At 57.7% G+C, this 14,718-nt stretch carries 13 protein-coding genes; 9 read left to right on the forward strand and 4 right to left on the reverse strand.

Annotated elements, in window-relative coordinates; all coding sequences use genetic code 11:
• Positions 1 to 290: 290 nt before the first annotated feature.
• Positions 291 to 1,637, reverse strand: a complete 1,347-nt coding sequence (locus GVN17_RS27215; protein ID WP_166598390.1) for an aspartate aminotransferase family protein — start codon at positions 1,635 to 1,637, stop codon at positions 291 to 293.
• Between the two features lie 136 nt (positions 1,638 to 1,773).
• Here GVN17_RS27215 and GVN17_RS27220 point away from each other — a divergent pair, with 136 nt between their 5' ends.
• From GVN17_RS27220 to GVN17_RS27245, 6 genes are all read left to right on the forward strand, one after another.
• A complete protein-coding gene (locus tag GVN17_RS27220) occupies positions 1,774 to 2,694 on the forward strand; it encodes a LysR family transcriptional regulator (RefSeq protein ID WP_166598391.1) in 921 nt (306 codons plus the stop codon).
• A 260-nt stretch (positions 2,695 to 2,954) separates the two neighbouring features.
• On the forward strand, positions 2,955 to 4,334 hold the full coding sequence (locus tag GVN17_RS27225) for a uracil-xanthine permease family protein (protein ID WP_166598392.1): 1,380 nt from the start codon (positions 2,955 to 2,957) through the stop codon (positions 4,332 to 4,334).
• Between the two features lie 84 nt (positions 4,335 to 4,418).
• The gene (locus GVN17_RS27230) at positions 4,419 to 5,078 is read left to right on the forward strand and encodes a TetR/AcrR family transcriptional regulator (protein ID WP_166598393.1); all 660 of its coding nucleotides are present in this window, start codon (positions 4,419 to 4,421) and stop codon (positions 5,076 to 5,078) included.
• Positions 5,079 to 5,113: 35 nt separating this feature from the next.
• On the forward strand, positions 5,114 to 5,707 hold the full coding sequence (locus GVN17_RS27235) for a YigZ family protein (RefSeq protein ID WP_166598394.1): 594 nt from the start codon (positions 5,114 to 5,116) through the stop codon (positions 5,705 to 5,707).
• A gap of 522 nt (positions 5,708 to 6,229) precedes the next feature.
• Positions 6,230 to 6,916: an SDR family oxidoreductase gene (locus GVN17_RS27240; protein WP_166598395.1), complete on the forward strand. Its 687-nt coding sequence runs from the start codon at positions 6,230 to 6,232 to the stop codon at positions 6,914 to 6,916.
• A 223-nt stretch (positions 6,917 to 7,139) separates the two neighbouring features.
• On the forward strand, positions 7,140 to 8,495 hold the full coding sequence (locus tag GVN17_RS27245) for an 8-oxoguanine deaminase (RefSeq protein ID WP_166598396.1): 1,356 nt from the start codon (positions 7,140 to 7,142) through the stop codon (positions 8,493 to 8,495).
• 84 nt (positions 8,496 to 8,579) lie between these two features.
• Here the strand turns inward: GVN17_RS27245 and GVN17_RS27250 are convergent, their stop codons facing one another.
• The gene (locus GVN17_RS27250) at positions 8,580 to 9,671 is read right to left on the reverse strand and encodes a calcium:proton antiporter (protein WP_166598397.1); all 1,092 of its coding nucleotides are present in this window, start codon (positions 9,669 to 9,671) and stop codon (positions 8,580 to 8,582) included.
• A 239-nt stretch (positions 9,672 to 9,910) separates the two neighbouring features.
• Here GVN17_RS27250 and GVN17_RS27255 point away from each other — a divergent pair, with 239 nt between their 5' ends.
• Positions 9,911 to 10,864: an adenosine deaminase gene (locus GVN17_RS27255; RefSeq protein ID WP_166598398.1), complete on the forward strand. Its 954-nt coding sequence runs from the start codon at positions 9,911 to 9,913 to the stop codon at positions 10,862 to 10,864.
• Between the two features lie 91 nt (positions 10,865 to 10,955).
• On the opposite strand, the gene GVN17_RS27260 is transcribed toward GVN17_RS27255, so the two are convergent.
• Together GVN17_RS27260 and GVN17_RS27265 are read right to left on the reverse strand one after the other, a co-directional pair.
• Positions 10,956 to 11,648: a helix-turn-helix transcriptional regulator gene (locus GVN17_RS27260; RefSeq protein WP_166598399.1), complete on the reverse strand. Its 693-nt coding sequence runs from the start codon at positions 11,646 to 11,648 to the stop codon at positions 10,956 to 10,958.
• Between the two features lie 674 nt (positions 11,649 to 12,322).
• Entirely contained in the window at positions 12,323 to 13,531 is a 1,209-nt protein-coding gene (locus tag GVN17_RS27265) for a multidrug effflux MFS transporter (protein WP_166598400.1), read from the reverse strand.
• Between the two features lie 230 nt (positions 13,532 to 13,761).
• On the opposite strand from GVN17_RS27265, the gene GVN17_RS27270 reads away from it, so the two are divergent.
• Both GVN17_RS27270 and GVN17_RS27275 read left to right on the forward strand, forming a co-directional pair.
• Entirely contained in the window at positions 13,762 to 14,121 is a 360-nt protein-coding gene (locus GVN17_RS27270; protein WP_166598401.1) for a hypothetical protein, read from the forward strand.
• Positions 14,122 to 14,211: 90 nt separating this feature from the next.
• Positions 14,212 to 14,709 carry a GreA/GreB family elongation factor gene (locus GVN17_RS27275; protein WP_166598402.1) on the forward strand — a complete coding sequence of 166 codons (498 nt, stop codon included), beginning with the start codon at positions 14,212 to 14,214 and terminating at the stop codon, positions 14,707 to 14,709.
• Positions 14,710 to 14,718 lie beyond the last annotated feature (9 nt).

Below are 14,718 nucleotides of genomic sequence, written 5' to 3' on the forward strand. Positions count from 1 at the left end.
TGTAACTCGTTGATCTTCAAGGAGTTTTCGGTTCCGACTGCGCCGGAAGTGGGGCGAATTATAGACACATCCGGAGGAGCGTCAACCCCTAATTTGAAATTAGCTGGAAGTTTCACGTTTTGAGCTGCAAGAGGCCGTGTAGATGGCCCACCCACGGCCATCGCTCACCCAGTTGTCAGCCGCGGCCATGCCGTCTTCTATATATAGCCACTCACTTTATCGCGGTGCCGCGCCATAACCTCAGACGCCTTGATCGCCGAAGCTGCGCCTGTGAAGAACTGAAAGAAGACTCAGTCGATCTGATTGAGCGCTTCGCCCACTGCGTCGAACATGCGGTCCAGATCTTGGGGTTTGCTGTTGAAGGTTGGCCCGAACTGCAAGGTGTCGCCACCGAAGCGCACGTAGAAACCCGCCTTCCACAGTTTCATCGCGGTCTCGAACGGACGGACAATCGCGTCACCATCCCGTGCGGCGATCTGAATGGCGCCAGCCAGACCGTAGTTGCGGATGTCGATCACGTTTTTGCTGCCTTTTAAACCGTGCAGCGCGTTTTCGAAATGCGGCGCTGTCTCGGCCACCTGCTGCACCAGATTCTCGCGTTGGAGGATATCCAGTGCCGCCAGACCTGCAGCGCACGCTACCGGATGCGCGGAGTAGGTATAGCCATGAGGAAATTCCACGGCGTACTCAGGCGTCGCTTGATTCATGAACGTCTGGTAAATCTCGCTGCTGGCAATCACCGCACCCATCGGAATCGCGCCGTTGGTGACTTGTTTGGCAATGCACATCAAATCCGGGGTCACACCGAAGCTGTCGGCACCGAACATCGAGCCAGTACGACCGAAGCCAGTGATCACTTCATCGAAGATCAGCAGGATGTTGTGCTGATCGCAGATTTCACGCAGGCGCTTCAAATAGCCCTGCGGCGGAACGATCACGCCCGCCGAGCCCGCCATAGGTTCCACGATGACCGCTGCGATGTTCGAGGCGTCGTGCAGCTCGATCAGCTTGAGCATTTCGTCGGCCAATGCGATCCCGCCTTGCTCTGGCATGCCTCGAGAATAGGCATTGCTCGCGAGCAACGTGTGAGGCAGATGATCAACGTCCATCAATTGACCGAACATCTTGCGGTTACCGTTCACGCCACCCAGGCTGGTGCCCGCAATGTTCACGCCGTGGTACCCACGGGCACGACCGATCATTTTGGTTTTGGTCGCCTGCCCTTTAAGGCGCCAGTAGGCTCGCACCATTTTCACGGCAGTATCGGCGCACTCGGAACCCGAGTCGGTATAGAACACATGGTTCAGGTTACCCGGCGTCAGGTCTGTGATCTTTTCGGCAAGCTGGAAAGACAGTGGGTGGCCGAACTGGAAGCCCGGCGAGTAATCCAGCGTGCCCAGCTGTTTCGAGACGGCTTCCTGAATTTCCTTGCGCGTATGCCCGGCACCACAGGTCCACAGACCAGAAAGTCCATCGTAGATCTTGCGGCCCTTATCGTCTGTCAGATAGCTGCCCTCTGCCGCAACGATCAATCGGGGATCGCGCTGGAAATTGCGGTTTGCGGTGTAGGGCATCCAGTGCGCGTCGAGCTTGAGCTGACTGGCCAAGGACATATCGGACGATTCGGGCATGTTCATTGGAATAACCTCACAAGGACGTGGGTGGTCGGTCATCAAAAGCCCTGAAGCCGGGCCGGGTTGCAGCTACGTTGCCACGGGCATAAAGTCGCTAAAACCCCGCTTTTATGATCTTTAGTTCATGGACCACTAAACAATGAGCACACGCCGTTCCGATCCTTTGGCGCAAGTCAGCGACTTCGATATCCGCCTGTTGCGAATCTTTCGAAGCGTAGTCGAAGCGGGTGGGTTCTCTGCCGCCGAAAGTAGCTTGGGCATTGGCCGCTCTGCCATTAGTCAGCAGATGAGTGATCTTGAGCAACGGCTCGGATTGCGCCTCTGCCAACGTGGCCGGGCAGGGTTTTCGCTGACGGAAGAAGGCCGTGAGGTGTATCAGTCATCGCTACAACTCTTGAGCGCACTTGAGAGTTTTCGCACAGAGGTGAACGGCCTTCACCGACACTTACGGGGTGAGCTGAACATTGGGCTGACCGATAACCTGGTCACCCTCCCCCATATGCGGATCACCCATGCGTTGTCGGAGCTCAAGGAGCTCGGTCCGGACGTGCACATCAATATCCGTATGGTCGCGCCCAACGAAGTTGAACAAGGCGTGCTCGATGGCAGCTTGCACGTGGGTGTAGTTCCCCAAGCCAACGCGCTGTCAGGCCTTGAATATCAGTCGCTCTACAGCGAGCGCTCGTTGCTGTATTGCGCCGTTGGTCATCCCCTCTTCTATGTAGACGACGCGCAACTTAGCGATGGACGTCTGGCCGACCAGGAAGCGATCGCGCCGACCTTTCGCCTGCCGGCAGATATCCAGGCGCACTATCAGGCGCTGAAATGCACCGCCAGCGCGTCTGACCGGGAGGGCATGGCCTTCCTGATCCTCACCGGCCGTTACATCGGCTATTTGCCAGACCACTATGCGACGTTCTGGGTGCAACAGGGTCGGCTGCGAGCCTTGAAACCTCTGTCGCGCTTTTACGATTTGAGTCTGGTGACGGTGACGCGCAAAGGTCGCCGCCCGCATTTGGTGCTGGAAAGCTTTCTAGAGAGCCTGGCCGCCACACGATGAGGCAGCAGCGCCGTAACCCAGGCCTTACGCACCCCCTTAAAAATCGCCAATAAAATTTTAATCGTCTGATTTATATAGGTTTATCTAAATAAACAGAAGCCGTATCTGATCATGTGGACAGGTTTTTGCAACGAGGCTTTCAATAGAGGTTCGATAGCTGAACGCTCCCGATCACGAGTCTGCTCACGCCTGCGGGTTCGCGATGTTTCGCCGGGGCCAGACTTATCGAACAGGCCAGACACAAAACCCGAGAGTCCAGCATGCAACCTGAAGCGCCAGACAATAACGATCTGATCTACGGCCTCAACGACCGCCCGAAACCTGCGCCGGCCATTCTGGCTGCTGCTCAGCACGTACTGGCGGCATTTGTCGGCATCATCACGCCGCCGCTGATCATTGGGTCCGCGTTGGGACTGGGTGCCTACCTGCCTTACTTGATCAGCATGGCGTTGATGGTGTCGGGTGTAGGCACTTTCATTCAGGCGCGTCGTCCGTTCGGCATCGGCGCCGGGATGATTTGTTTGCAAGGCACCAGCTTCGCGTTTCTCGGTGCCGTGCTGTCCGCAGGATTCATGGTCAAGCAACGCGGGGGCAGCCCCGAAGACATCATGGCCATGGTGTTCGGCGTGTGTTTTTTCGGCGCTGTCGTGCAGATCGTGCTCAGCCGTTTCATTGGCCAGTTGCGTCGGGTCATCACGCCGCTGGTGACCGGGATCGTCATCACCCTGATCGGCGTCAGCCTGATCAAGGTGGGTGTGACCGACCTGGGCGGCGGCTTCAATGCTCCTGATTTTGGCGAACCGGTCAATCTGATGCTGGGCGCATTCGTGTTGTTGGTGATCATTTTGCTCAATCGTTCGAGTACGCCTTGGGTGCGGCTGTCGGCAATTATCATCGGGTTGGCAGTGGGCAGTGTCGCAGCCTGGTTCAGCGGCAAGCTGGTCCCTCATTCCATAAGCGATGTCGCGTTGGTCAGTATTCCTACGCCCTTTCGGTTCGGTTTTAACTTCGATTGGGCGGCCTTCCTGCCTGTCGCGTTAATTTATCTGATCAGCAGTATCGAAACCGTCGGCGATCTGACTGCCAATTGCATGCTCTCCCGCGAACCGATCAAAGGCCCGACCTACATTGCACGTCTCAAGGGTGGTGTATTGGGGGATGGCGTGAGCTGCATGATCGCCGCGACGTTCAGTGCATTTCCCAACACCACGTTCGCGCAGAACAACGGAGTGATTCAGCTGACGGGCGTGGCCAGCCGCTACGTCGGTCTCTACATCGGAGCGATTCTTTTTTTGCTCGGTCTTTTCCCGGTCATCGGTGCGATTCTTCAGCAAATTCCAAAACCTGTGCTGGGTGGTGCGACGTTGGTGATGTTCGGAAGCGTTGCCGCTGCGGGCGTGCGCATCCTCGCGCAAGCCCAGCTGGATCGACGCAGCATGTTGATCATCGCCACCTCGTTCGGCGTTGGGCTGGGCATCGCCGCTCAACCGGCATTGCTGCAACATCTACCGATGCTGGTACAAAACCTGTTCGACTCTGCGATTACCAGCGGCGGCCTCACCGCCATCGTCATGTGCCTCGTACTGCCAGAAAGCAAGGAGGTTCGCGCTGAAAAGGAAATGGAGGCCCTCGGGCACTAATTTCCACCACGAACGCTTGTCGGATCGCCTTGGGTGCGTTATCTGTTCACCCCGTCGCACCCAATGATCCGTCTGGAACCGCACATGGCCCTTGAAGTCCCCGCTCACAGCGTCAGCGCCGCCAAACCGGCGAGCCGAATTCGTCAAAAGAATGAAGAAGCGATCATGAAGGCTGCCGAAGACGAGTTCGCTCGTCACGGGTTCAAAGGCACCAGCATGAACACCATTGCGCAGAACGCCGGGCTGCCCAAGGCTAACTTGCATTATTACTTCACCAACAAATTGGGGCTGTACATCGCGGTCTTGAGCAGCATCATTCAGCTGTGGGACAGCACGTTCAATAACCTGAAGGTCGAGGACGATCCCGCTCAGGCGCTGGCTCAATACATTCGCGCGAAGATGGAGTTTTCCCGCCGCCAGCCACAGGCCTCGCGCATTTTCGCGATGGAAATCATCAGCGGCGGCGAATGCCTGAATGAGTATTTCAGTCAAGATTACCGGGCCTGGTTCCAGGGACGGGCCGCGGTGTTTCAAGCGTGGATCGATGCTGGAAAAATGGACCCGATCGATCCGGTGCACCTGATCTTCCTGTTGTGGGGCAGCACTCAGCATTACGCCGATTTCGCCACGCAAATCTGCCAGGTGACCGGACGCTCGCGCCTGACCAAGCAAGACATGGACGATGCCGGCACCAACCTGATTCGCATCATTCTCAAAGGTTGTGGGCTGACGCCTCCGATCTGAATGTACGAAACGTCCTGATTTCAGCTGGAACCGTCATGCCTTCGACCCTCATCGGCCCTTGCGAATTTCGCGAGGAAATTCGCAAAAGCCGCTTCATCACCTTTGCTGCGCCTATCAGCAGCCCCGCCGACGCTCAAGCCTTCATCGAGCAAAACAGTGACCTTAATGCCACGCACAATTGCTGGGCCTGGAAGCTAGGCGCGCAGTACCGCAGCACGGATGACGGCGAGCCCGGCGGCACGGCGGGGCGCCCCATTTTGGCGGCCATCGAGGCGCAGGATTTCGATCAAGTCGTGGTGTTGGTGATTCGATGGTACGGCGGCATTCAGTTGGGCACCGGCGGCCTGGCCCGAGCGTACGGTGGCGGTGCAAACAAATGCCTGCAACAAGCGGAGCGCCTGCCGCTGGTCAACCGTGTCTTGCTCCACTTCGACTGCACCTTCAGCGAACTGACGCTGGTCAAGCTGCGACTGGCTGAACTGAACGGGCTGCTACAGGACGAGCAGTTCACGGCGGTAGGTGTGGATCTCTCGGTCGCACTGGGCCCGGATCACATTCAGACTTTTCAACGTCAGCTGTCCGACATCAGTCGCGGGCGTATTGTTTTGCGCGAGGATGACGCTGACTGACATGCGTGGGCTTGAGAAGCGAGGACTGATCGTTGCCCACATCTACTGTGCATCCGGCTGTGGACAAACTGAGCATATCCAGCTGCAGGCCTTGATTTATATAGCGCGCACGATTCTGATCATTTTTCGCACAATTCCCTTATCCACTGCGTAAAACGGCCAAAAAACAGGGGGTTAGCACGCCTTATCGCGACGGGGTCCTACGCGCACGGCCCTTATACCCACTGTTTGAGCTTGCGCACATTAACTGTGGAGCAACCTGTGGATAACACGTGCAACGTTGTCCACAATGCCGAAGCTATCTTGCTCAGCGGGATTTGGTCATTTTTTGTACAAGAAAACTGAACCAAATTGACATTACGCTGCAACACTGTTCTGTTCGCGACAACTGCCGGAGGTTCGGCCACCACCACAGGGATCGCCAGAGCCAGCGGACCGTTACGCCGGAAAAATAAATTCCTGGCTCTGCGTGCGGTCCAGTCTGCTAACCCTGCCCGTTTAGTTCTTCAAGGAGTGACATTCATGTCTGCCAAAAAAACTGCGCTCATCATTGGCGCCTCTCGTGGCCTGGGCCTTGGGCTGGTGCAACGTCTGACTGAACAAGGGTGGGACGTTACGGCCACCGTTCGTGATGCGCTCAAGGCCGATCACCTGAAAGCCACCCCCGGCGTGCATATCCAGACGCTGGACATGGATGAGCAGTCCTCGCTGGAGGTCCTCACTCACAATCTCAAGGGTCAGGTTTATGACCTTCTCTTCGTCAACGCCGGCATCATGGGCCCGTTGCACCCCTCTCCTACCGATGCCACCGCGGGCGAACTGGGCCAGTTGTTCCTGACCAACGCCGTGGCACCCATTCGGCTGGCCAAACGCTTCGTCGACCAAATCCGGCCGGACACGGGCGTCATTGCTTTCATGAGCTCGGTCCTGGGCAGCGTGACCATGCCTGACGCCCCCGAAATGGCGCTCTACAAAGCGAGCAAGGCGGCGCTCAACTCCATGACCAACACCTTCGTCACTCAACTGGGCGACAACAAACCTACCGTGCTGTCCATGCATCCGGGTTGGGTCCGTACCGCCATGGGCGGCGAAGGCGCCGACATCGACGTGGAAACCAGCGTTCGCGGAATGGTTGAGCAGTTGGAACGGTTCGCCGGGAAAGGTGGGCACCATTTCGTGAATTACAAAGGGGAAACGATTCCTTGGTAATCGCTTCGCTTATGTAGCCGTGCGGCTTGCCGGCGGTGACTTCAATAACGCCGCAGGCAACGTGCTGCTGAAGATTCCACACACGGCATCTTGCATCGCCTCAACGGACGCACCTAAACTCCCCTTCGCCTCGCGACCGATCCAACGGCGCGGCGACCCTGGATCAGCAGACAGGGCAAAACTGAGCTGGCTACCTGAATCCACTTTTCAGAGGAGCCGGCCCATGCCCGCGATCCGTATCTGGTTGAAAAATCCCCTCGCCGTGTTTACCGCCAATGACCTCGATGCCCGAGGTGGGCTGGTGGTGCAGAACGGTGTGATTGTCGAAATGCTCGCCTCGGGCCAATCGCCTGCCCAGCCGTGCGATCAGGTCTTCGATGCCCGCGAACATGTGCTGTTGCCGGGGCTGATCAACACCCACCATCACTTCTACCAAACCCTTACCCGTGCCTGGGCGCCAGTGGTCAATCAGCCTTTGTTTCCATGGCTGAAAACCCTGTACCCGGTATGGGCACGACTCACGCCGGAAAAGCTGGCGCTGGCGAGCAAGGTTGCACTGACCGAACTGTTGCTGTCCGGCTGCACGACTGCCGCCGATCATCATTATCTGTTTCCGGACGGTCTGGAGCAGGCTATCGATGTCCAGGTCGAGATTGTGCGGGAGTTGGGCATGCGAGCGATGCTGACGCGAGGGTCGATGAGTCTCGGCGAGGCCGATGGAGGCCTGCCGCCACAGCAAACGGTCCAGCAGGGGCAGGTGATTCTGGAGGACAGTCAGCGGCTGATCGAGCGTTATCACGAGCGTGGCGAAGGTGCGCAGATCCAGATCGCGCTGGCGCCCTGCTCGCCGTTTTCCGTCACCACCGAGATCATGTCCGAGAGCGCAGCGCTGGCTGAAAAGCTCGATGTTCGCCTCCACACCCACTTGGCCGAAACGCTGGATGAAGAGGGTTTTTGCCTGCAACGTTTCGGTCTGCGAACGGTGGATTATCTCGACAGCGTGGGTTGGCTCGGACCTCGGACCTGGCTCGCTCACGGGATTCATTTCAACGAGCAGGAAATCGCCCGGCTGGGCGCTGCGGGAACCGGTATTTGCCATTGCCCGAGTTCGAACATGCGCCTGGCGTCGGGGATCTGTCCGACGCTCGACCTAAGCGCAGCGGGCGCTCCGATTGGCTTGGGGGTCGATGGCTCGGCGTCCAACGACGGGTCGAACATGATTCTCGAAGCGAAGCAGGCGTTGTACTTGCAACGATTGCGTTATGGCGCCGAGAAGATCACCCCCGAGGCGTCATTAGGCTGGGCGACGCGAGGTTCGGCGCAACTGCTTGGCCGCAGCGACATTGGCGAACTGGCCGTAGGGAAACAGGCCGACATGGCGCTGTTCAGGCTGGATGAGCTGCGTTTTTCCGGCAGCCATGACCCGCTGTCAGCCTTGTTGCTGTGCGGGGCTGATCGTGCGGACCGGGTGATGATTGGCGGCGAATGGCGGGTGATCGATGGGAAGGTCGAGGGGCTGGATTTGAAAGGGTTGATCGCAGACCACCGACAGGCGGCAGCGGAGTTGATCAAAGGGTGAGGTGACACGCTGTAGCAGTCCGGCTTGCCGGCGGCAGTGATTTTGAAGACGCTATCGCCAGCAAGCCTTGCTGCTACAGATCATCTATAAGCCCATCAACGACAGCATCACAAACGTTGCGAACAACACGAAGTGAGTCATGCCTTCGATGGCATTGGTTTCGCCGTCGTTGAGGTTGATGGCGCTCACCAGCAGGGTGACGAAGATCATCACGGTTTGCACCGGCGTCATTGCCATCTGGAACGGCTGGCCGGTGTACAGCGCCATCGCTTCCATCACAGGAACCGTCAGGATCACCGTCGACAATGACGCACCCAACGCGATGTTGACCACCGACTGCATGCGGTTGGCCAACGCGGCCCGCAAGGCGGTAAGGATTTCGGGCGCCGCGGAAATCGCGGCCACCAGAATTGCGGTCATGACTGGCGGCGCCCCGCTGCCTTCCAGTCCGAGGTCCACGGTCTTGGACATGACTTCCGCCAACGCGCCGATGATCACCACACCAAACACCAGAATGCCGATGGAAAGCGACAGGTTCACCTCTTCGGCGGCGTGCTCCGGCTGATCCTTGCGACGCTTCTTATCGGGATAGCTGTAGCTGAAGAAGTAACTGTGCGGCCCCACTTGCATGCGCAGGAACAGCGCGTAAAGCAGGATCATCGCGCCGATCGTGAAGCCGGAGTACACCTTCCAGTTCGACTCGGGGATGAACTCGGGCACGACCATCGACACGGCCATCGCGGTCAGAATCATCACGCTGTAGGAGCGTGCGGAGTCATCGTTGTAAGACTGTTCTCCATGCTTGAGCCCACCCATCAACGCGGCGAGACCGAGAATGCCGTTGATGTCGAGCATGACCGCCGAATAAATGGTATCCCGCACCAGCGTCGGTGAGGGTTCGTTGCTCATCATGATCGCCAGAATGACGACCTCGACCAAGACCGCCGATAGGGTCAGGATCATGGTGCCGTAGGGGTCCCCGACCTTTTCCGCCAGCAGTTCGGCGTGGTGCGCCACGCGCATCGAAGCACAGACGATAAAGGCTACCAGGACAATTCCCGCGATCAGCGCGACGGTGTTGCCGTGGCTGAGCAGCTGGTGCTCGAACGGGTAGGCGAAACAGGTCGCGATTGCCGCTAACAGAAGAAACTTTTCTTGCTTGAGAATCGTGCCCATCGTTGCCTCTTGTCCTCGCGACCGAGGCCGCACATCCATGGAGTGATTAGTGCTCACGGCGATGAGAATGCTTGTTGTAAATAAAGGTTTCAAGACACGTGTGTCACGCACTGCAGCCCGATTCCGTACGGGAGCATGATCGTTGCCGTCCGGACCTGAACCTTTCGGTCAGGTTTTTAACCAGTCGATGCGCATGACTCTGTAGAATGCCGGCCATTGCACCTGATGAGAAAAAGCACATGTACGACTGGCTGAACGCCTTACCCAAGGCTGAATTGCACCTGCATCTGGAAGGCTCGCTGGAGCCTGAACTGCTGTTCGCGCTGGCCGAACGCAACAAGATCGCCCTGCCTTGGACGGATGTTGAAGCGCTGCGCAAGGCCTATGCCTTCAACAACCTCCAGGAGTTTCTCGACCTCTATTACCAAGGCGCGGATGTGCTGCGCACCGAGGAGGATTTCTACGATCTGACGTGGGCGTACCTGCAGCGCTGCAAAGCGCAGAACGTGATTCACACCGAGCCCTTCTTCGATCCACAGACCCACACTGATCGGGGCATCCCCTTCGAAGTGGTCCTCAACGGGATTTCGAAAGCACTGAAAGATGGCAAAGAGCAACTCGGTATTGGCAGCGGCCTGATTCTGAGCTTCTTGCGGCACCTGAGTGAAGACGACGCCCAGAAAACCCTCGACATGGCCCTGCCCTATCGCGACACCTTCGTTGCCGTCGGTCTCGACAGTTCAGAGATGGGTCACCCGCCGAGCAAGTTTCAACGTGTGTTCGACCGCGCGCGCAGCGAAGGCTTCCTGACCGTGGCGCACGCTGGAGAGGAAGGCCCCCCTGAATACATTTGGGAAGCGCTCGATCTGCTGAAAATTCAGCGCATTGATCACGGCGTACGGGCGATTGAAGATGAGCGATTGATGCAACGGATCATCGACGAGCAGATTCCGCTGACCGTCTGCCCGCTGTCCAACACCAAACTGTGCGTATTCGACCACATGAGCCAGCACAACATTCTTGACATGCTGGAACGAGGCGTGAAGGTCACCGTCAACTCCGATGACCCGGCGTATTTCGGCGGCTATGTAACCGAAAACTTCCACGCGCTGCATGAACACCTGGGGATGACGCAAGACCAGGCGAAACGCCTGGCTCAGAACAGCCTGGATGCACGGCTGGTAAAACCCTGAACGGGTGATTCGTGGGGGGCGAATCGTGTCGCCCCCACGGTTTGATCGTTAGCCTGCCGCCCCTTGAAAGCGTTTCCCTCCTTCCGCCTGATCAAGCCGCTGCCGCTATCTTGCTGATTTCCCGTTGCCCGTTTGAAGAAACCTGCAACGTGCACGCCTCTTCCGTAGCACGCAACCAGCCCAACTGCATGAATAGCTGCAGCAGCCCGGCTCCCAATGCCCCGCCAAGATGCGGGTGCACATCACTGCAATCGATGCAGGCGCACACGGTTTCGCGCTGCCGAAGAGCAAGCGCTGGAACGAAGATGCCCCGCTCGGCGAACCGGGAAATGCCAACACTGGTGACTTCCAGCCGTTGATCGCATTGCTCGATCCAGCCAGCACCGAGTAACCGTTGATACAGCGCTGTCGCCAACTCTCCGCCCAAATGATCGGAGCACACGCTGGCTCGACGTAAAGGCAGCTGCGGCAACGGCTGTGCGACGCTGCGGCTGATGACTTCCGCGCTGATCACCGATGCACTGGCTAACGCCTGAACTGCGGTGCCGACCTCCGGTGCAGCCAGCCGGAAATATCGCTTTTTGCCTCGCGTTTCCAGCCTGAGCAAGCCACCGGACGCCAACCGTGCGAGATGCGCGCCTGCCGATGACGTGGATAACCCCACCAGCAGTGCCAGTTCATCCGCCGCCCGAGAGGCCCCATCCAACAATGCCCACATGATCGCGCTGCGTTTCGGGTCCGCCAGCAGTGCGGCAATCTGGCTGATGCAAGGTGCATGTTCCATGTTTTCACTCCCTGTTGAAACATTCGTATAACGGTGGCCGGGTCGCCACATATCGTAAGCAGCCAACAGTGTTGCCATGACCGAATGATGGCCTTGATTTACGTCATATCTTGAAAACTCTGTGCAACAGAAGTCGTGTGGCAATACAGATTCGTCCGCGCGACCACAACAGGTTCAATGTCTTGTCATTAAATCAGATTCACAGTGGTGGCATAGTATAAGCGTTGCATCACGCGAGAGAATCGGCTCGCGGATACTTGATACTGAAGTTTGTCAGTATTGTCAGCAAAACGTGACGCAAAGGCTCCCCTGTGTGGCGTGCCCAACAAACATTCACCAAGCGTCAGCATGCACGACTCGCGGGGCTTTCAGGCCGATTCACGCAAACGTCTCATCCGACGACCACGGTAATTGCCTACAACAAACTCTCCGATACCTCTCAAAAAAAACATCCATTAGTCTAACTCTGACCACGAGATTCTCTGATTGAAAAATCAGCTGTTTTATTTTTACAGAAGCGGAGCTGTAAGAAATGTCTTTTTTAAAGTAGTAAAAGGCAACCTATTAGTTTCGATTCTTCTACGCACCGGACACGATCAAACAGGTTCGGAGACGTCCGACACTCTGGATCAGGGCCGCCTGACTGCGACGCGCCGTGCGTCGCAGTGCAGGGTTCAGACGCGGACGTCGGCGTGAGGCATCGCCGCATCACGTTTTTGCTGAGCGCGGCGGGTCACCATCGCCAACCCTACCGCCAACACACCACACAGCGTGATGACGGTCGCCATTGGAACCGCTGTGCCGTCGTGGAGAAACCCCACTAACGACGCCGCACCCGCTGCCACGCTGAATTGCAGGCAACCGAGAAGAGCCGACGCGCTTCCGGCACGCTTGCCTTGTCCGGCCATTGCGCACGCGGAGGCATTGGGAATGATGCAGCCCAGGCTGGCAATGTAAATGAACAGCGGAATCAACAACGGCCACAGTTGTTGAGTGTGCAGCGAGGCAATCGTCAGCAGCACGACGGCTGCGCTGCAATAAAGCCAGACCGCACGGGACAGCAGCCATGCCGGACCGAAACGCCCCACAAGGCGGGCATTGACTTGCGCCACCAGGATGAAACCTGCGGCATTGGTGCCGAACAACCAGCCGTAATGCTCAGCAGGAACGCCATACAGTTTGATAAAGACGAAAGGAGATCCCGCGATGTAAGAAAACATACCGGCCATCGCAATCCCGCCGGTCAAGGCGTGGCCCAGAAAGATCCGGTCGCCGAACAGCGCCCAATAAGACCCCAATGCGCCCGAAAGTGGTAAGCGCGGATGCCCGGGGGGCATGCTTTCCGGCAATCCAAGCGCAACGGCGAGCGCCGTGAGTGCGCTGAACAGGGTCAGCGTCAGGAAGATGGCTTGCCAACCGTAGACGTTCACCAGCAGGCCGCCGAGCATCGGTGCCAGAATGGGCGCCAATCCCATCACCAGCATCAGTTGCGAAAATACTTTGGCGGACTGCACCGGGGAGCATTTGTCGCTGACGATTGCGCGAGACAGCACCATTCCCGCGCAGCCGCCCAAGGCCTGTACGAAGCGGGCGGCGATCAACCATTCAAGCCCAGGGGCAAAGGCGCAGGCCAGAGAAGCCAGGGTGAACAGCCCTACTCCGAACAGCAGCGGGATGCGTCGCCCGAAACGGTCAGCAATCGGGCCATAAGCCAGTTGCCCGATACTCAGCCCGAGAAAGTAGGACGCCAGGGTCATCTGGACGTGCTTCTCGTCAGTCCCGAATGCCAACGCCATCGCGGGGAAGCCAGGAAGATAAAAGTCGATGGCCATCGGGCCAAATGCGCTGAGGGCGCCGAGAATAAGGATCGTTCTAAGGTTCATCAATCTTCCTAAGCCGTTTTACGCAGCTCGGCAGTTTAACAACCTTGGCTGTTTTTCAGGTTGTCTAGAAAAAAATTACCAGAAGTTTTTTCACCCATGGCGGCCGTCAGGCGGAAATCGGGAACTAATCAGGGCTGACCGAGCATCGGTTAATGGATTTATCACACGCCTTTTACAAATAACTTACGAATCCGCTTCTAGACTTTTTACATAAGTCGAGGAATACGGAAATGAATACGCGCTGGGTTGTGCTGTGGTGCTGTTTAGTGGTGGCCGGATGTCAGTCTACCCACGACCAGTTAGTGTCTGAAGGCTATCCGCCTGCTTTCGCTGACGGGTTTCAGGATGGTTGCGGCAGCGGTCGTCAATCCATCGACCCCATGAAGGGGCAATACAAAAAGGATGTGCAGCGTTACTTGCGCGATACGATTTATGCGCAAGGCTGGAGCGACGGTTTCAATCAATGTCAGGGCCAGTTGGCCAATCGCAATGTTCAGGACCAGGGCCGGGACAGCATCTGGAATGATCGTGATCGAGCCTGGGACCAACAGAAAACCCAGGACGCCGCCAAGGCCTATCGCTCCCACTGATGCCTGTGTCGCTGCCAGGCATTTCGCGAAACTTACGGGATGCCAACATGGCCCAACGCGTAGGCAGTCAGTCACGAAAGGGAGCACGCCATGAGTCGGGCCTTCGTCAATGAAGACCATGCCGCTGCGCAGGCCAGCCAGCCGGTGGAGCGTCACGTCAGCACACATCCCAATTACGTCACCGCCCGTGGGCTTGCTCAGTTGCAAGCCCACGTCGCGGCGTTGCAGGAAGAGCACGGCACGCAGTCGGCACTGGGCGAGGCGGCAGACAGACAGCGTCTGGCCGATATCGAGCGTGACCTGCGTTACTTCAATCAACGGGTGCAGAGCGCGCAGGTGGTCTCGGCGGCAAACACCACCGACAAGGTGCAGATTGGCTGTTGGGTGACGTTCGCCGATGAGGAGGATCGTCAGCAACGGGTGCAGTTGGTGGGAGAGGATCAGGCCGACGCGGCGGCTCTGTTGATCAATTGGGCCTCCCCGCTGGGCAAGGCGTTGCTGGGCGCGCACGAAGGGGATGAGGTGACGTGGAAGCGTCCGGCGGGAGATCAGGTGATTGAAGTGGTGCGGATCGATGCAGATGTTTGAGTAAGGGTG

It is taken from the genome of Pseudomonas sp. SLFW (assembly GCF_009905615.1).
In the GTDB taxonomy this organism is placed as follows: domain Bacteria; phylum Pseudomonadota; class Gammaproteobacteria; order Pseudomonadales; family Pseudomonadaceae; genus Aquipseudomonas; species Aquipseudomonas bambusae.